This window comes from Vibrio sp. NC2, from assembly GCF_025195005.1.
Taxonomy (GTDB): domain Bacteria; phylum Pseudomonadota; class Gammaproteobacteria; order Enterobacterales; family Vibrionaceae; genus Vibrio; species Vibrio splendidus.
On record NZ_JANVFC010000025.1, the window covers coordinates 1 to 18,859 of the forward strand.

Genomic DNA, 18,859 nt, shown 5'->3' on the forward strand with positions numbered 1-18,859 from the left:
CACATAGTCAGGTTAGAAGGCGCAAGGTCAGCAGAGCCGCCCATGAATTCAGGTAGCATAGCACCGAACGCTTCTAGTGCATTTTGAGATGCTTTACGTGATGCGATGTTTGCTGGGTTAGCTTGAAGATCAGCGATGATTGCCGATGCTTTCTCTTCCCATTCAGCAGGAAGATCACCGTTTACGCGGCGTTTGAATTCAGCTGCCAGCTCAGGGTATGCTGCTTCATAAGCTGCAAGTTTCTCGTTCCACGCTGCTTCCTTAGCTGCGCCTGCTTCTTTCGCATCCCACTCTGAGTAAACTTCCGACGGAATTTCAAAAGGACCGTGCTCCCAACCTAGTTGCTTACGAGTTGCTGCGATTTCATCAGCGCCTAATGGTGCACCGTGACAGTCGTGCGTACCTGCTTTGTTTGGAGAACCAAAGCCGATTACTGTTTTAGTACAGATTAGAGTTGGGCGAGGGTCCGCTTTAGCTGCTTCAATAGCCGCGTTGATAGCGTCAGCATCGTGACCATCAACTGCTGGAATTACATGCCAGCCGTAAGCTTCGAAACGCTTAGGAGTATCGTCAGAGAACCAGCCTTCCACTTCGCCATCGATAGAGATGCCGTTGTCATCCCAGAAAGCAACCAACTTACCAAGACCTAGCGTACCTGCTAGAGAACATGCTTCGTGAGAGATGCCTTCCATCAGACAACCATCACCCATGAATGCATAAGTGTAGTGGTCTACGATGTCGTGGCCTTCTTTGTTGAACTGTGCCGCAAGTGCTTTCTCAGCCATCGCCATACCAACAGCGTTGGTGATGCCTTGACCTAGAGGACCAGTCGTTGTTTCGATACCTGGTGCGTAGCCGTACTCTGGGTGACCTGGAGTCTTAGAGTGCAGTTGACGGAAGTTCTTAAGGTCTTCAATTGAAAGCTCGTAACCTGCTAGATGAAGCAGAGAGTAAATCAGCATAGAGCCGTGGCCGTTAGAAAGGATAAAACGGTCGCGGTCAGCCCACTCTGGGTTTGACGGGTTGTGGTTTAGGTGAGAGCGCCAAAGTACTTCAGCGATGTCAGCCATGCCCATAGGTGCGCCAGGGTGACCAGAGTTTGCTTGTTGTACGCCGTCCATGCTTAGAGCACGGATCGCGTTAGCTAGATGTTTGCGGTTCATAATTGCTTCCAAAATTGATTCGAAATTAAAAATTCGTGGATAGATGTAAAAGAGGAACGAAATTCGTTCCTCTTATTTATTCGGTAGTGATTACAGCTTAGCTGCGATCATGTCTTCTAGTTTGCCTTGGTCAACGGCGAAGTTGCGGATGCCTTCAGCTAGCTTCTCAACAGCCATTGGGTCTTGGTTGTGATCCCATAGGAACTCAGCGTGAGTCATTGCAGCAGGACGCTCTTTAGTACCGTTAGAGTCGATTAGCTTCTCTACTACTTCGCCTTCAGCTGCTTCTAGGTCAGCTAGAAGTTGAGGAGCGATAGTTAGACGGTCACAGCCAGCAAGTTCAAGGATCTCACCGATGTTACGGAAGCTTGCGCCCATAACAACAGTCTTGTAACCGTGCTCTTTGTAGTAGTTGTAGATGTCTGAAACAGAGATTACGCCTGGATCTTCTGAAGCTTCGAAATCGCGACCTTCTTTCGCTTTGTACCAGTCCATGATGCGACCAACGAAAGGAGAGATTAGGAATACACCCGCTTCAGCACAAGCACGAGCTTGAGCGAAAGAGAATAGAAGCGTTAGGTTACAGTTGATGCCTTCTTTCTCTAGGATTTCAGCAGCACGGATGCCTTCCCAAGTAGAAGCCAACTTGATAAGGATGCGGTCGTTAGTGATGCCAGCATCGTTGTACATTTTGATAAGTTGACGAGCTTTAGCAACGCTGCCTTCCATGTCGTAAGAAAGACGAGCATCTACTTCAGTAGAGATACGGCCAGGTACAACGTTAAGGATTTCTTTACCGATGTTCACGTTAAGCATGTCACAAGTGTCTTGAACTTGTTGTGCTTTATCAGCGCTTTGCGCTTTAGCGTATTCGATAGAAGCATCGATTAGAGGTGCGTACTCAGAAATTTGAGCGGCTTTAAGAATTAGAGAAGGGTTAGTTGTTGCATCTTCCGGAGTGTACTTGCTGATAGCTTCGATATCGCCAGTGTCAGCTACAACAGTTGTTAGTTTACGAAGTTGCTCTAATTTATTGCTCATTTTGATCATCCTATGTATCGCAGAACACCCCTTTAATGGGAGAGGTGTGGGCATTTGCAAGCGAACTAATGAAGTTCCTCATGGTTGTACCAGTGAGCCTAACTTACATTAATTTAAATTTTTCTCCGAACGAACATTTGCACAGAACATTTGTTCGCTCGATGAGTAAATGATGTAGCCATATTTATCCGATCTAGCCCCAAAGTCAACGGTAAATAGTGCCGTATGGTGACTTCAGTCAAATATATTTCGCTCTAGTAATCATGGGGTATGCAAGCAAACGTTTAACAGACAAAGTGAGGTGAATTAATCAACAATGAAACTATGGTTATGATGCTGAGCAAATGTTCCTTGTTGTTACATATGTTCAGGGTGTAAGCTTGTGCATCACTTACTGAGCTCTCCTATATTAGGAAGTACAGCAGGTAAAATAATTGTTAAATATTGGTTGAGTGGTATATGAGTAAGAATATCCAAGATGTTTCCGAAGAAAACACTGATCTCCTCACTGAAGTCGCCGTTGCTTACTATCAAGATGGCGCTACACAAGAAGAGATCTCTAAAAAGTTCTCTATCTCTCGTGCAAAGGTTGGTCGAATGCTCAAACAAGCCCGAGACGAAGGGATTGTAGAGATTACCGTGAAATATCACCCTGTCTTCAGTGCCAAAATTGAACAACGTCTCATCGAAAGGTTTGGTGTTAAGCGTGCGCTGGTAGCATTAGACCAACCGAATGAAGAGAAGCAGCGGTTACAGGTAGCTGGTTTGGTGTCTAACTATCTTACCAGTACACTGAAAAACGGCATGGTGGTGACAGTAGGACAAGGTCGAAACGTATCGTCTGTTGCTCACCATACTGGTGTAATTACCCCACGTGATTGTAAATTCGTATGTGGTATCGGCGGCATTCACCCAAGAGGCGGTATGTTTAACGCCGACCATATATGCAGACAACTAGCGAAAAAGTACGGCGGATCTTCTGAAACCTTGTACGCGCCTGCTTATGCTGAAAACAAAGCACAAAAATCCGCGTTCATGGAAAACAGTACTGTTAAGCAAACACTCGATCTAGCTCGTAAAGCGGATGTCGCATTAGTGGGTATCGGTGATATGAGTGAAAACAGCTATATGGTCGACCTAGGCTGGTTTACCGCGGGTGAGGTAGTACAGTCTCGTTTACTACAAGGTGTCGTCGGTGACTTTGCGGGCTATGACTTTTTCGACGTTCACGGCAAAGCTGCAAATACAGTAATGAGTGACCGTGTGATTGGTTTGGCCTTGGAAGAGTTTCGCCCTATTGCTGATGTAATCGCCATCGCTGCCGAGAACAGTAAGCCATTAGCTTTATTAGGTGCGTTAAGAACTGGCGTAGTTGATGTAATTGCGACTAGTGTAAGTAATGCTTTAACGGTACTTAACTTAGATGAACAACTTAGCGTGAATAAACCAAACAGCAGTAAATAGTAAGATACTCATGCTTCGTTGAATTCACTATTTGAGCAATGATGGTAATTCCCTCTAATGAAACCAGTGCAATAAAGGGGATAACTATTAGATATGACTCGAATAGTGAATTTGTTCAGCGGTTGAAAGAATTATCACTCTTTAATGTTAAGCCACACTAAAGGAGATAATTATGAAACTGTCATTTATCACACAAGCCATTTCTAGTAACAGTGACCAATCAAGTTCTATCTTTAAATTTAATTCTATCAGTGCGCTTAGCTTAATAGCCGCTGCTTGTATACTCACGCCTACTGCACATGCTGATGATAAAGTCGTCGCTGGGTATTTTGCAGATTGGCAATATCTGAATAAAGACAACCCTTATACCGTTGACGACATACCGGCAGACAAGCTCTCACATATTATTTACGCCTTCTTAAGCATGTGTGGTCCTCATAGCGGTGCTGGTGAGCCTGTCCAAAAACAAATTAAGCAGCAATGTGCGGACAAAGAACCATATACCGCGATCATTGTGGATAAAGAAGCTGCGTTAGAAGTCGATTTCGGAGACGTGAATGTTGATGTCGCCTATAAAGGTCACTTTGCCCAGTTAGCTCAACTGAAGGCCGACAATAAAAATATCAAAATATTGCCATCATTTGGTGGATGGACGATGTCTGAACCTTTCCATGCGATGGCGAAAGACCCTAAAGCCATTGCGCACTTTTCAAAAACGGCTGTTGAGTTGATTCAAAAATATGACTTCTTTGATGGTATTGATCTTGATTGGGAATACCCAGGAGGCGGTGGTTTAACCACTTCGCCTTGGAACCCAGAGACTAAACTAACGGATGAGCAAAAAGCGCTAGAGCGTGAAGCATTTACACTTCTAGTAAAAACAATTAGAAGTGACTTGGACGCTCTATCAAAGACGACTCAAAGAGATTACGAGCTTTCAACGGCTGTTGGTGTGGGTGCTAAGGCAGCCCAAATTGATTGGAACGCAGCTAGCCCATATTTGACGAACATGTTTGCGATGACGTATGACTTCCTCGGAGGTTGGGGAACTCAGACTGGTCACACAACCAACTTACATGCCACAGAGCGGAGTTGGTGGGGAATGGGAGCTGATGTCTTCATTAATCAAATGATTGAGCAAGGTATTCCTAGCGAGAAGCTCGTCATCGGGGCGGCTTTTTATGGCCGAGGCTGGCAAGGGACAAAAGACTTTGCTGGAGAGCTGCCCAAAGGTGATCTAGTTTCTGAACAAGGAGCTCAGTTTGGTACTGGTGAAAATGGTTACTTCATGTTCTGGGATCTTATGAATAACTACAGCAGCAAACAAGGTTATGAGTACAAGTATGATGAACAAGCTCAAGCTCCTTATTTGTGGAACCCAGATAAAAAAGTATTCATATCTTTTGAAGATCAGCGTTCCATTAAAGCAAAAGCAGAATGGGCGAAGAAGTCTGACCTAGGTGGTATTTTCACTTGGGAATTATCAGGAGACCCTTCCGGGCAGTTGATCGATGTTATGCATAATGAAATGAATAAAGAGTGAAATGAATAAATAACCCATCAAAAGACACCCCAAATATAAGGTAGGTATTTATCCACCTACCTTATCTTGCTCGTCTATTTACTCACGTTTTTAAATAGAACATTCCGCGTACTCGGTCACCTGTTGGTTTAGGTGAGTAGCCAGCTCATCATAAGGAATAGGGCGAGAGAAGTAGTAGCCTTGCATTAAGTCACATCCACATGCCTTTAGAATTGCGAAGTGCTCGTTCGATTCTACGCCTTCAGCCAATACCACCATGCCGAAATTCTTACCTATCGCGATGATATTTTGAACCATGGTGAGAGACTGTTGATCGACAGCAATATTCTCAATAAAGCTCTTGTCAATCTTAAGTTCATCAATAGGAAGTGCTTTCAACATGCTTAGTGATGAATAGCCTGTACCGAAGTCATCTAAAGATATTTTAATATTCTTTTCGTGTAAGGCCTCGAAAATAGGTTTTACTATGTCTACGTCTTCAATGAACAGGCTTTCAGTGATCTCTAATGTTAGACAACTTGCAGAGAGTTGATACTTCTCCAGCGTTGTGAATAAATGCTCAGAGAAAGATCGGTGAGAAAACTGTCGAACAGATATGTTGATCGAAAGCCCGATCTTTTGTTCCGTTGTTCGGTGCAAATGGGCGATCTGCATAATGCTGGACTCAATAATAAAAGTGCCGAGCTTTTGCATTAAGCCAGTGTTTTCAGCCACAGGTATAAAGACATCTGGTGGAACGAAACCCAGCTCGTCGTCAATCCAGCGAACGAGTGCTTCTACACCGTGAATACTTTCATTAGCACGGACCAGTGGTTGGAAGACCATGAACAGAGTTTGTTTCTCGATTGCGATACGTAGCCTTTGTTCTACTTTCATTTTGTAGAGGTGGGCGTCTTGCATCTCCGTTGTAAAAATACTGTACGAGTTTTGCTGCTGCTTCGCTTTGTACATCGAAATGTCGGCAGAGCGTAACAGGCTATCTAAATCTTTTCCGTGTTCAGGAAAACGCGCTACGCCGATGCTACAACCTAACAAGAACTGCGCGCTTTCGACTTCATAAGGTTGAGACAGCACTTCAATAATTCGCTTGGCGAGTCGCTTAATTTCAACTTCATTCGATAAAGGCGTTAAGAATAAAAACTCATCACTGGATTCACGCACCAATAGGCTGACTCGAGAGCGGAATCTCATCAAACGTAAAGCGATTTGCTTGAGCACCTTGTCACCGAAGTCGTGTCCGTGGGTATCGTTGACGCACTTGAAGTTATCGATATCGATAAACAATAGTGAGAACGGCTCTGACTCATCTTCAATCCATTTACTAATGTTTCTACGCATGTATAAACGGTTAGGTAGAGAGGTTAACGGGTCATGATTCGCTTGGTAGATGAGTTGGCTTCGGGTACGTTGTTCGTTTTTGGCAATCGATTTTACTAAAAAGTAGAAACCAAATTGAAGAAAAATAAAGGCAACAAAAAGAATGCCAAACTCTTTTACGAATATGCCATCGACGTGCGATAGATCCGTACGGCCGACCACCCAAAGCTTGTAGTCTGGAATGTATTTAGCGCTAACGAGCGAGTGGTATGTGTCGTCACTGATACTGAAAGAGTACGTGTCTTTACCGGTTTTTGCTTCTTTGACGCTGACATTCACTTGTTCTAAAAAGTTTTTGGTAATGCGCTTCATCAGGTCGTTAGCAACAGGTTCCAAATAGGCGTCAAGAGATTCGATGTCGCTAGAAAAGAACTGACGATAGTTGTCTGTTCTAAGCAAAGTTAACGTGTTGTAGCTACCTGTGTGTGCGTTGCTTTCAAATACGATCGTACTGTCCAAACGCAAACCCGCAGTCATGACCGCATCGACATGCTTGCCATCGATTGAAATCGACTTTCTTAGAGGAATTACTAGGCTGTTAAGTGAGTCTTGGAAATAGGTACGTCCCAACACCATTTTTTCGCTAGACATGGCCTCGAGAAATGAATCTCTGGTGTATGAGTCGTTAAGCAAATTATGCTGATCGGACAGCTGTAGGTTTGAGCTAATTGCAAGGTAATCGCCTTCAGGATTAAGTAACCCAAATGCGGCTATCGCGGGGTGAGTATCAAGTAGCTTATCTAATATTGGTCGAATCTGGATAGAAGCCGTGCGAGTAAAATCAGATTGTTGGGCTAACTGGTGCCCTACAACTTCAAGTAGTGCTTCTTGGCTGGTCATCAGCGAGCTAACAGAGCTAGAAAAAAGTTCTACCTGAATGTGCTGTTGCTCCGTGAAATCGTCTCTGTTTGCTTGCCACTTGCTTACGCCCAACACAGCGAAAAGTATCAGGGTAAGCAGTACGATCAGAACATACAGCGACCAGATATTTTTCTTAAATAGAGCCATGAGATGCCTTTTGTTAATTACTACTTAAACAGAGAGCAAGTGACAAACGAGTGGATTGTCAGCGTGATTCATGCAACGAAGGATACAAATATCAATAATGAAAGTATTAATGATTAAATAGTGTAACGACTACGAGCAGAGATTCTTGAGCGAAATATTAGTATTCAGAATTTTGATGACGAATAACCTATGGTTAATCACAGTTTATAGTTAGCAAACGGTCATCGTTTATAGCAGTAACGCTAATCGAGCTCTGGCTTCAAGCGGAGGTAGCCGTTAGCTACAGAGTAAAAAGCTTACTCTATGAGGTTTTATTCTCATTGTGAATAAGCTTCTTATGCGCACGTCGTATGTTCTAGCAGTAAGGTTAACAGTAGCACTAAGTGAAGTTGAATTACTTTTCAGTTACGGCGATAGGTAGCTTCTCGTTAGCGCCCCACTCAGTCCATGAGCCATCGTAAACGCCCATTTCACCTGTATAGCCAGCGAGTTTAGCGGCCAATAATATGATGCAGGCTGTTACGCCAGAGCCACAGCTAAAGAACATAGGTTGAGAAGGGGTGATCTCTATGGTGGAAAATATCTCAATTAACTCTTGTTGAGTTCTTAATTTGCCATCATTTAATACTTGAGCGAACGGTAAGCAAACTGAGTTTGGGATGTGGCCACTACGTAAGCCTTCACGTGGTTCAGGAACTTCTGAATCGAAGCGAGCTTGAGAACGCGCGTCTACAATGTTTGCGCTCTTATCAGTTGAGTAACTTTCAATCTGCTGAGCACTGACAAAATAGTTGTCTTGAATATGGCCTTCAAAGTTGCCCGTTTTCACTTCGGTTCGATAGTCAGTCTCTGTCGCGTAACCAGCTTCGATCCACGCAGGTAAACCACCATCTAAGATGTATACGTTGTTGTGTCCCATTGCCATAAACATCCACCACGCACGGGGCGAAGCGAAGGTTCCGGCGTTATCGTAAACCACAATCGTGCTGTCTTGATTGATGCCAATTTCTTGTGCACGTGTGTTGAAGTGTTTTTCGGTCGGGAACATGTGAGGAAGCAGAGTATGCTTGTTACAAAAGTCTTTGTCGTAGTCAAAACGAATAGCCCCAGGAATCATTTGTCCTTTGATCTTTTCTGACTCGCTTGGAATTTGAAACTCGATACTGGCGTCGAGGAGGATGATATTGTCTTCTGCTAGCAAACGTTGTTGAAGTTGTTGTGGTGAGATGAGTGGCTGATTCATTATTGTTATATCCATTCTTGTTGTTTTAGCGATTATTGTTGTTATGCATTACTACTGTTTTAGCGAATACAGTGTTAGAGCGATTCTTGTTGTTAGAGAGATTACTGTTGCTTTTACGAATACCGTTGTTGTATCGATAGCTACTGTGCGGCTCGACAGTGGATGAACTGATAACTGCTTTGTCCGGTTATTTGATTGTTTAATGTATCAAGCGCGACCACAGAATCAATAGGGCAGTCTGTGGTTGGAGTAATAGAGACGCGAAATACGTCATTATCTTTTGTCTGAACAGTAAGATAACGCCTGTGCCCATCTAAGGACTGAGTGAGCGTGTTCGAAATTACTTTGGCTTGAATGCGTTGTCCCGTCTCAGATGTTAGCGGGAAATACGAGAGGGCCAATAGCACCCCCACACCGCACATCAATATAAATAGACCTATTTTTAAATGTTTCATGAGAGTAAGTCTTTGAAGGTTATATTGAAAATATAAGTGAGATTGGCGGTAAAGTGAATGTTACTGGCTAAGAAATCTGAATTAACCGCTCTTCGGCGAAAACAAAAAAGTGAGCATTTCTGCTCACTTTCTACCTACAAAGAATCAATTTTGAATCTGTTTCGTCATAGACATCGCTGACGACAAGTTAGTTGCTGTTAAACGACTTACCTGTTGTTAACGACTTACTGCCAGACAATCTGAGAATCGCCGCTGGAAACCACTTGTTGTAATGGAGGTTGACCATCGTAGAACCAAATCTCTATCAAGAGTGCTTCATGGTTTACCGGTGCTGCAAAGTTGGAGGCGAACACACCATTATCTAATGGACCTGCAATGACTTTACTGGAGTAATCCGGCTTCAAGGTTGAGTCATCTCTTGTACTAAATCGGCTATAAACGGTCACAAAAGAACGGTCTGTCGAAATGCTGCTGATGTCGATGTCGAGATCAAACTGGTCAACAGAGCTGTAGTCAAAGCCGTCAGGTACCACTAAATCACTCATCGTATAGCTTTGCGCTGCTACCGCACCTGTCACGGGAGACGGCGATGGTGTTGCTGTTACCGGAGTCGACGGGGTTGCAGGTGCCGATGGGGTTGCAGGTGCCGATGGAGTAGATGGCGATGGAGTAGATGCACTTCCGCCGCCACCACCACCGCCCCCACAGCCGGCTAATACCAATGGAGCTGTAGCTAAAATAACGGCTAGTGACTTCTTCATGTTCCAAGTGCTTTGTACAGACATACGTTCTTCCTCAGAGAGATTGCGGCTTGAATCAACGCAATGATTGTCTCGATATTGTTTAGTGTGAATAGTCATAACGTCTCTCCTTATGGTTCGTAACGTTGGTTGTCTGCAGGTGATTGGTACCATGTTTGGTTCGTTTCACCGCCGGATTCTGCGAATTCTTTAAACTCTGGGTAAGCGGTAACAATATCGACGTACTCTAGAGGCCACTCCCATTCGTCATCCGAAGTTACTATGAGAGCCCAAGGGTGGTTTTCTGCTGTTTTAAAGTATTTACCTGTTGATGGATTACTGTCATCGACGCCTAATCCAGCTTCAAAGAGGTTCGTGGTATCAAATGCTTCTGTTGGAGCTTGGTCCGGCAAATGAACCTCCCAGCTGCGTCCTGGATGTAGAGGTAGGTTTTCACCGTGATAATAACCAGGCGTTGCGAAGATGAACGGGTCGTAAGGCATATCGGTCCAGCTGCCAGTACTTACACCGTCACCGGCTAAAGTAATACCAATTTGGAATGAGAACTGCTCATCCTCTTTACATCCATTACTGGTGCGGTAGAAGGTACAGCCAGTGCTGATTTTTTCTGTCAGGTCATTGGCGATAACAAAGATTGCTTCGCTACGTCCATCTTCTAGGTCAAGGTCAGTGAATACACCGTTGTGTTTCATGTAAGAGCTACCACTACTCACCAAGCTCGGGTCTAGGTTAGGAAGTCGAACAGCAAAACCATTTCTGTACGATGCCCCGACAGCAGCTAAGCGTCCGTCGATGGTGGATTTAACGACCTTTCCATCTTTAAGGATCTCGGTAATGCGATACATAAGAACAGCATCGTTCATGTCGTAATCTGCTTTATATGGCCAGTTATCTTCGTACGCGAGCGTTGCGTAGCCAGAAGCACTTGGGAAGTAACGAGCGGTGGCACCATCGTTAAGGACATCGACTTGAATATCGACCACCTCACCAGAGGTTGAACCGCCAAAGTAGCTCAGGTTGGTTTGTTGGCTGAATCTAAATCTAGCCCATGTAGTACCGGTCAATGCGTTGATATCAACATTAAGGAACAGATCGTTTTCACCCGCATCCAGTTGGTAGTCGGTAAATACTTGTTCGTTAGCACCATCGAAGCTGCCATCTTGGTTCCAGTCTATCCAAGCTGAAAGGTAACCAGTTGTTGAAGCTTCAATTACTACTTTTGAATCAAACCCGGCTTCAAGTGCGGTTACAAAACCGATACCACCGTTGGCCCATTCATCGTCCACTCCAACGGTTTCGTCTGATTGTGGTGTGACATAACCATCCAAATCCGCATCTGGAGGTGTTGTACCTAACCATGTGATGCCATCAAGTTCATGTCGAGGGCCATTACTTGCGAGAAGAGTCAGGTAGCTATCTGGCGCGTCACCGAAGTCGATGTTTGAATCTTCATCTACAACAGGCGCGTTCGCACAACGAGCGCCATCATTTTGACCAGAAGCTGGACCATTCGATACAAATTCAACCGCCGGAACAATCCCAGCAGCGATATTGGTCGCGTTGTCTGGAGACAGATTGATACGGTAAATTTTACCGTCTTGGTTTCGAGATACGTAGTAGTAGCCGTTGACATCAAAATAGCCAGCACCGAACGTACCTAACTCGCCGGTGTCTCCGATGTAGGTTTCGGCACCAGTTGTAGGGTTGAAGCTGTATAAGCCACCAGAGTTATTATCGATACCATATAAAGAGCCATCACTTGGATGAAAGGCGAAATCAGTCAATTTTACAGTTGCCGGGCTGCCTACAATTTTGTTAACCGTAACAGTCGCGTTTGGGTCGGTATCTAAAGGCGATAGGTCAACGGTGAATAGCCCTTTTCCTGTACGGTATAAGTAGTAAACGTGATCATATACGTCACCTACATAGAAGGTGTGATCGGTGGGTAAGCCACTTGTGTTGATGACCTCCGCTTGGAAGTCTTGGCCTAAGCGCACCAAGCGTTTGTTGGTGGTGTCATAGCCATAAATATATCTGTCTTGAAAGTCGAAACCAACACCATTGATATTGGCATTCATACCCGTATCGTCTTCTAACAGAGTGGTTGAACCTGTTACTAGGTTTACACCCCAAACCTCAACGGGTTTCGACTGAAAGAGGTATGCCTGACTAGGGCAGGTATCGAATGGCGCTGCGTTGGCGACTAGAGGCGCACTTATTAGCAAACTTAACGTTGTAATTCTCATATCTACATCCTTGTGATGGAAGGTCTAGATACTTTTACAAGTTACGTGCCAATTTTAAGTTGTTGATTTTTATTGTTTATATTTTTGGGTGCTGGGGTTTTTATTATATTCTCAAAATGAGAACTCAAATGAAATTAATCTCTCATAGAGTCTTTCAAATTGATAAAGCGATTTGAGAAGCTGATGTTGAGCTCTAAAAAAGCCCTGACTTTTAGTCAAGGCTTAGGTTTTCGATAAGAGGGGATAGGACTTAGCTTATCCACACACCGAACAATTAGGCATCTTCATTAAATTCATTTCACGCCAGCTATGCGACATGGCATCGAGAATTAAAAGCTTGCCTTGCTTTGGTTGTCCAAACTTAGCAATAACCTTGATAGCTTCCAAAGCTTGAGCTGCGCCCACCATGCCAACAACAGGCGCCATCACACCAGCTTCCACACAGCTTAGAGCAGCGTTGCCGAATAGAGCGCTTAAACACTGGTAGCACGGTGCATCTGCGTCTTGATAAGTGAACACACTAATCTGACCTTCCATGCGAATCGCTGCACCTGATACGAGTGGCGTTTTAGAGGCGTAACACAAGCGGTTGAGTTGATTGCGCGTTTCAACGTTGTCACTGGCATCAAGAACAAGTGAATGTGCTCCAATCAACTTGCCAAGTGCTTGGTCATCAAGCCTGTGGTCAACAGTTTCAATCGTCAGGTGAGGGTTCAGTATCTGTAACGATTCAGCGGCAGAATCGACCTTCTTCTTACCAATATCAGCATCGGTGTGAAGTACTTGTCGCTGTAAATTTGAAAGCTCGACAATATCATCGTCGATCAGTGTCAGCTTACCAATACCCGCCGTCGCAAGGTATTGCGCAGAGGCACAACCCAAGCCGCCGGCACCCAGTACCAAGATTGAGCTCTGTTTCAGAGCCTCTTGGCCTTCAAAGTCAAACTGTTTAAGAATGATTTGACGGTTGTAGCGAAGCATCTCAGCATCAGACAGTATTTCCATCATCAAGCCTCGTTAGTAAAGCGTCGAGTTAAACAGTTGAATCTGAACCGTTTCACCGACTTCAACACGGCCACGTTCACGCTCTAGTACCACAAAACAGTTTGCTAAGCTCATTGAGCGGAAAGCGCCTGAACTTTGGTTACCTGTTGTTTCTACTACAAACTGACCGTTTTCAATCGAGTAGATACCACGTTGGTAATCAGTACGGCCTGGGCCTTTTTTGAATGCAGATTTGGTAATAGCAGGGATCGACTCTGGTGCTGTCCATGCGGTGTGGCCAGCCAGTTTAGCCAGCATAGGCTGAACCAAAACATACATGGTCATCATTGCCGACACTGGGTTACCCGGTAAGCCACAGAACCATGCGTTATCTAATTCACCGAATGCGAACGGTTTGCCCGGTTTGATTGCCAGTTTCCAGAAGCCGATTTGGCCGATCTCTTCCAAAATATCTTTGGTGTAATCCGCCTCACCAACACTCACGCCACCAGAAGTCACAACCACGTCTGCTATTTGCTGTGCTTTCTCGAACGTTTCTTTAAGCGTTGCAGGGCAATCTGGGATGATACCCAAGTCGATAGCTTCACAACCAAATGCTTCGATTAATGGTTTAATACCGTAACGGTTACTGTCGTAGATCTGACCGTCTTCAAGCGGTTGACCTAATGGCTTTAGCTCATCGCCAGTAGAGAAGAAAGCGACTTTAGGTTTATGTAACACTGTCACGTGGCTCACACCTAATGAAGCAATCATTGGGATGTCACGAGGTGTTAAACGCTCACCACGGCTAAGTACGATATCGCCTTGCTTGATATCATCACCAGTAGGGCGAATGTTATTGTTCGGCTTGATGTCGTCTTGTTGAATCTCAATGCCAGCCTCAGTTACGGCCGTATTTTCTTGCATGATTACGGCGTCACAACCTTCCGGGATCTTGGCGCCTGTCATAATGCGAATACAGGTGTTTGCTGGCCATTCACCTTCGAACGGTTGGCCTGCAAAAGACTTGCCTGCTAATGGAAGAACTTTACCGTTCTCTAAGTCTGCTAAGCGCAATGCATAGCCGTCCATTGCTGAGTTATCAAAAGGAGGGACGAAAATAGGGGATAGAATATCTTCAGCAAGTACGTAACCCAATGCTTCTGCTAATGGCAATGATAAGGTCGTTTGAATAGGTTTAATTGGCGATAGCAGCTTATCTAGTGCTTCTTCAATTGGCATCAAGCCCGGAGCGTCGCAACAGCCCATAATTGAAATCCTTTGGTCGTTATTATTTTGATTTAGTGGTTGGCAATGGTGGCTCAATAATTATCAAATCACGGTTGTTTGCCAACGAAATTGCAGCCACTTTAGCATAGTTTAAGCCCCGTAAATAATGACCTCCCTTAAAATATGGGTGTATTTATTCAAAATTCCGAGTATCCTTGTTTGCCATCCAGAAGGGGTATTAAAAGAGGAAGTTCAATGTCAGGTCTTAGCGAATCAGCGAAGTTGGTTAAAGATGCGCTAGCAAGCCGCGGATTAGAGACACCAATGCGTCCTAATCAGGTTAGCCGAGAAGAGAAAAAGGAACGAATCGAACACCATATGCGTGAGATTCTCACTCTCCTTGAACTTGATCTTGCAGATGACAGTCTGGAAGAAACACCGCAACGTATTGCAAAAATGTATGTGGATGAGATTTTCTCTGGTTTGGATTACGCCAATTTCCCTAAAATCACCGTGATCGAAAACAAGATGGGTGTTCGTGAAATGGTTCGTGTAAAAGACATTACCGTCACCAGCACATGTGAGCATCACTTAGTGACCATTGATGGTAAAACCGCAGTCGCTTACATTCCTCAAGGTAAGATCATTGGTCTTTCGAAGATCAACAGAATCGTTCGTTTCTTTGCTCAACGTCCTCAAGTTCAAGAGCGCATGACACAGCAAATCCTTGTAGCATTGCAAACGCTACTAGAAACGGATGATGTTGCTGTAACCATGGATGCCGTTCACTACTGCGTGAAATCTCGTGGTGTAATGGACGCAACCAGCGAAACAACAACGACAGCACTGGGTGGTATCTTCAGATCAAACCCAGCAACACGCCACGAGTTCTTACACGGCCTGCGTTAATACGTTTCGTTATTTGATGAACGCGATTTAGCCTCTGTAAATTGATGTTCGTTGAAAATAAATATTCTAAGCCTCGCTTTCTGCGGGGCTTTTTTGTGCTTGTAATGAAGTTAACGGCAATAACTGCGAATGTCGTCATTCCCTAGAGTGAAGAATGAGCTACTCATTCACTTTCGTCATTCCCTAAAGCGAGGAACGAGCGTAATAGGGAATCTGCATTTTCGATGTGGGTTGGTTGGAACGGAAATTAGATGCGCTCTACAGAATCTATAAAGCGCAAATTTGGGTACAGCAGCTGGTGGAATGCTTAAGTAAGATTAAACAAACGCTTAAAGTGGTGAACAAAACCGGACGGCTTGTTCTCAGCTTGATAGATATTCAAACCATCATAAAAACTTGCCATAAACTCTACGCGAATCTCATCATCACTGCTTCTCGATATGCGAGACAGCAGCGTAGCGGCTACAGCAGCATGATCATTAGCAAGGCTGTAATCCATTCCTAGTCGCCCTTGAATGAACAACCACAAATGAGTGATTAACTTTAACTGTTGCGCGTTAGAGTTTTGAAACTTGTCGCTGTGCTCAGTACCCACTGTATTATCGAATACATTTTGCATCGCCTCATTCGCTTCTTTATTGCTTTCAAAGCGATAGCTTGCATCGATATGTACTTTGGTTAACAGGCCAAGCAACGTCTGGCGTGCAGAGTTATCAGGCTTATTCTCACAAGCATGTTTGAAAAGAGCATGGTTTTCATCAATAAATGACGATAGCTCTTTCTCGTAGCCTGTTGAGAGCGCTTTTACTGAATCGAGGCCTGCGAGCTGCAAACACGCTTCGAGCTTAGTTTGGCGCTGAGGTTCAGTCTGAGTTTGGATCTCAGTCATTACTCTGTAGCTCTTCCCACGTTACTTCTGCAGATTGAGTGTCGCTGTTTACGAACGCAGAGTTACCCGACAGCATTACTGAAAGGTCCATAGTACGTTGTGTCATCGCTGCTAGTTGCTCAATACCATCGTTGTCTAGACGAACGATTTGAGCTTTCAGGTAACCGAACTTACCTTTGTTTTGTTCCCACCAAACATTCGATTTAGTGTTGAAGCTGAACACGCTCACAGACTTAGATAAGCGAGTCGCTTTCTTAACGCGTTCTGGATCGGGTTCACCAACATCAATCCACTCTAAGATTTGGTCATCTAACGACTTCTGCCATAAATCGGGTTCTTCAATGCTAGACAACCCTTTAGTGAACTCAAGTTCAGGAGATGCATTGATACAGAAAGCAATGATACGAGCCATCATGCGCTGTTCTGTTTCAGAAGGGTGTTGAGCAACCGTTAGATTAAAAGAGTCGTAATAGTCGCGATTCATATCGGTTAAAGAGATACGAAACTTGTAGATTGTCGGTTTAAGAGCCATTGAGGGGGTGTCTTAGGTAGAAATAGTGAGGGGGAATATTACCTTAAATCTCTGAATAGCGGGTAAAAAAATAGCCAGCAGAGGCTGGCTATTTTTAGAAAGCTTTAAAATACTAAATTAAAGTACTTTGATGCTGTCAGCTTGAGGGCCTTTTTGACCTTGAGATACAGTGAACTCAACTTGTTGGCCTTCAGCAAGAGTTTTGAAACCGTCGCCTGTGATTGCAGAGAAATGTGCGAATACGTCTGGGCCGTTTTCTTGCTCGATGAAGCCGAAGCCTTTAGTTTCGTTGAACCATTTTACTTTACCAGTAACTGTGTTAGACATGATGATATCCTAAAATTAAATTTTTATTATGAGCCAATTGTGGCACTGATAGCGCGGAAAAGTTTATTGCTATTGCGTACAACACAACGGGGTTACTAGTAATCCAACGAAATGTTTATATACAAAGAACTTTCTTTCTAGCCGAGATGAAGTCTAAATCAAATCAGGGGATAGTCAATCGAATCCATAGTGAAAGGTTGCAGAAACTTGGGGGTAGTCAAACTTTGCATTCCTTAAATATCATGGAGTTACAGTTGTATGGTGATTTGTTGTCATTTTTGTGAAAATGGTGGTCGAAATTGATGACGAATTTGGAGTGAATGCACTGTTTTAGCGCATTTATTTTTGCAAATTAGAAGCCGCTAACTGGGTGTTGAGCCCACTTTTAACGGCTTATATTTATTACTGTCGTTGTAAGGAAAATGTCTTTACTTGAACGAGAACTAGACTATTTTTTCAAGCGGTACAGGTTGCCATTATCGGTACTGAAAAAGATGTCGCCGCTTGGTGAAGTTTCGATGTCTCTTATCCTTTCGCCTAAGTCTTCTAAAATACGCTCTTCCTTGATTGCCTCACCTTGTTCATTGACTGTCACAATATTAATGTGAGTAAGCTTAAGTGCGCCAGCCAGTAGCTTTCCTTTTAACTCTGGGTATTTATCGCCTTGGTAAACAATCAAGCTCCCCGGAGCGATTGAAGGAACGTAGACTTTTTTAGGCGCTTCAATACCATCTTTGGTTTTAGACTCGCCAACGCTAATTGGGCCCCAATACTCTTTTCCGTGCGATGTGACTGGCCATCCATAGTTGGCGCCTGCTTTTATTAGGTTGATTTCATCACCACCGCGCGGGCCGTGTTCAATCGACCAAAGCTTTTGAGTCGGGGCATCATAGAACAACCCTTGTGGATTACGATGGCCATAGCTCCAAATCTCATTGAGTACCTTGTTGTTGTCAGTGAATGGGTTATCGCTTGGCGTGCTTCCATCGGCATTTAATCGCAATATTGAGCCAGCATGAGTCATGGTGTCTTGGCCGTTGTCCCTGTCACCACGATCGCCGATTGAAAAATACAGGTGGCTCTCTTCAAAGGTGATACGGCTACCAAAGTGACGCCCTGTGTCCGTTCTGGATTTCGACACAAACACGTCTGTCCAATTAGTGATTTCATTATTACTGTAATTAGCAGAAGCCAGTGTCGTTACACCTTCACCATCGACCTCTTTACTATAAGTGACGTAGAACCTTCCGCTTTCAAAAGGAGAGAGTGCGATATCCAATAATCCACCTTGGCCTTTCGCCCAAACATTTGGCAGCCTGAACAATGTGTTTTGATCGCCGGTCTTTAAATCAATGTGTTTAATGACGCCTGATTTTTCTGTTACTAGCATGGAGTTATCATTGATATAAGCCAACCCCCAAGGGATCACGAGTCCGTCGGTGATCTTCTCTACCTGCCACGCAAAGGCTGACGTTATAGGAGCAAGGGCAAGCAGCGCCAAAGCACATGGAAAAATACGGTGATGAGTGTTCATTGAAGTCCCTTGATTATGAGCGTCTAGTGTTAGTCTAGTGCCTGTGGTCGATAGGCGGAAAGCTGAGGTTGCTGAAAAGTGACTATTCACATATTTAGTTGAACGCCTATTGTATGATTATACAAGCTCACGTATGTTTACTGTGCCTTTCTC

16 protein-coding genes are annotated in these 18,859 nt (G+C 44.2%); 3 read left to right on the forward strand and 13 right to left on the reverse strand.

The genetic code is table 11. The annotated features are described in order from the left end of the window. Positions 1-1,163 (reverse strand): transketolase (locus NX845_RS20890; RefSeq protein ID WP_311319422.1); only part of this gene is annotated, 1,163 nt, incomplete at its 3' end. Between the two features lie 90 nt (positions 1,164-1,253). Then, positions 1,254-2,204 (reverse strand): transaldolase, encoded by a 951-nt coding sequence (gene tal, locus NX845_RS20895; RefSeq protein WP_065605659.1) that lies wholly within the window; start codon positions 2,202-2,204, stop codon positions 1,254-1,256. A 459-nt stretch (positions 2,205-2,663) separates the two neighbouring features. Between tal and NX845_RS20900 the strand changes: the two genes are divergently transcribed. Both NX845_RS20900 and NX845_RS20905 read left to right on the forward strand, forming a co-directional pair. After that, positions 2,664-3,668 carry a sugar-binding transcriptional regulator gene (locus tag NX845_RS20900; RefSeq protein WP_108111209.1) on the forward strand — a complete coding sequence of 335 codons (1,005 nt, stop codon included), beginning with the start codon at positions 2,664-2,666 and terminating at the stop codon, positions 3,666-3,668. Between the two features lie 172 nt (positions 3,669-3,840). Further along, entirely contained in the window at positions 3,841-5,211 is a 1,371-nt protein-coding gene (locus NX845_RS20905; protein WP_198594450.1) for a glycoside hydrolase family 18 protein, read from the forward strand. A gap of 90 nt (positions 5,212-5,301) precedes the next feature. Here NX845_RS20905 and NX845_RS20910 read toward each other — a convergent pair whose 3' ends face one another. From NX845_RS20910 to moeA, 7 genes are all read right to left on the reverse strand, one after another. Beyond that, positions 5,302-7,596 (reverse strand): bifunctional diguanylate cyclase/phosphodiesterase, encoded by a 2,295-nt coding sequence (locus NX845_RS20910; protein ID WP_017094740.1) that lies wholly within the window; start codon positions 7,594-7,596, stop codon positions 5,302-5,304. A gap of 394 nt (positions 7,597-7,990) precedes the next feature. Continuing rightward, positions 7,991-8,839, reverse strand: a complete 849-nt coding sequence (locus NX845_RS20915) for a sulfurtransferase (protein ID WP_065605653.1) — start codon at positions 8,837-8,839, stop codon at positions 7,991-7,993. Between the two features lie 140 nt (positions 8,840-8,979). After that, a complete protein-coding gene (locus NX845_RS20920; RefSeq protein ID WP_102576025.1) occupies positions 8,980-9,294 on the reverse strand; it encodes a hypothetical protein in 315 nt (104 codons plus the stop codon). A 224-nt stretch (positions 9,295-9,518) separates the two neighbouring features. Beyond that, a complete protein-coding gene (locus tag NX845_RS20925) occupies positions 9,519-10,154 on the reverse strand; it encodes a hypothetical protein (RefSeq protein ID WP_260257110.1) in 636 nt (211 codons plus the stop codon). Positions 10,155-10,165: 11 nt separating this feature from the next. Beyond that, positions 10,166-12,301, reverse strand: coding sequence for an LruC domain-containing protein (locus NX845_RS20930; RefSeq protein WP_065681729.1), 2,136 nt, complete (start codon positions 12,299-12,301; stop codon positions 10,166-10,168). 255 nt (positions 12,302-12,556) lie between these two features. After that, positions 12,557-13,306: a molybdopterin-synthase adenylyltransferase MoeB gene (moeB, locus tag NX845_RS20935; protein WP_029405930.1), complete on the reverse strand. Its 750-nt coding sequence runs from the start codon at positions 13,304-13,306 to the stop codon at positions 12,557-12,559. Positions 13,307-13,318: 12 nt separating this feature from the next. Next, positions 13,319-14,554, reverse strand: a complete 1,236-nt coding sequence (gene moeA / locus NX845_RS20940) for a molybdopterin molybdotransferase MoeA (RefSeq protein ID WP_017094745.1) — start codon at positions 14,552-14,554, stop codon at positions 13,319-13,321. Between the two features lie 216 nt (positions 14,555-14,770). Between moeA and folE the strand changes: the two genes are divergently transcribed. Then, entirely contained in the window at positions 14,771-15,424 is a 654-nt protein-coding gene (gene folE, locus NX845_RS20945) for a GTP cyclohydrolase I FolE (protein WP_004731548.1), read from the forward strand. A gap of 307 nt (positions 15,425-15,731) precedes the next feature. Here folE and NX845_RS20950 read toward each other — a convergent pair whose 3' ends face one another. From NX845_RS20950 to NX845_RS20965, 4 genes are all read right to left on the reverse strand, one after another. Continuing rightward, positions 15,732-16,313, reverse strand: a complete 582-nt coding sequence (locus NX845_RS20950) for a hypothetical protein (protein ID WP_017094746.1) — start codon at positions 16,311-16,313, stop codon at positions 15,732-15,734. After that, complete coding sequence (locus NX845_RS20955) at positions 16,306-16,845, reverse strand: YaeQ family protein (protein ID WP_004731545.1); 540 nt, start codon at positions 16,843-16,845, stop codon at positions 16,306-16,308. Before NX845_RS20955 ends, NX845_RS20950 begins: the two co-directional genes overlap by 8 nt. A gap of 117 nt (positions 16,846-16,962) precedes the next feature. Then, on the reverse strand, positions 16,963-17,172 hold the full coding sequence (locus NX845_RS20960) for a cold-shock protein (protein ID WP_004731543.1): 210 nt from the start codon (positions 17,170-17,172) through the stop codon (positions 16,963-16,965). A gap of 448 nt (positions 17,173-17,620) precedes the next feature. Next, entirely contained in the window at positions 17,621-18,706 is a 1,086-nt protein-coding gene (locus NX845_RS20965) for a PQQ-dependent sugar dehydrogenase (RefSeq protein ID WP_065681736.1), read from the reverse strand. Positions 18,707-18,859: the final 153 nt, after the last annotated feature.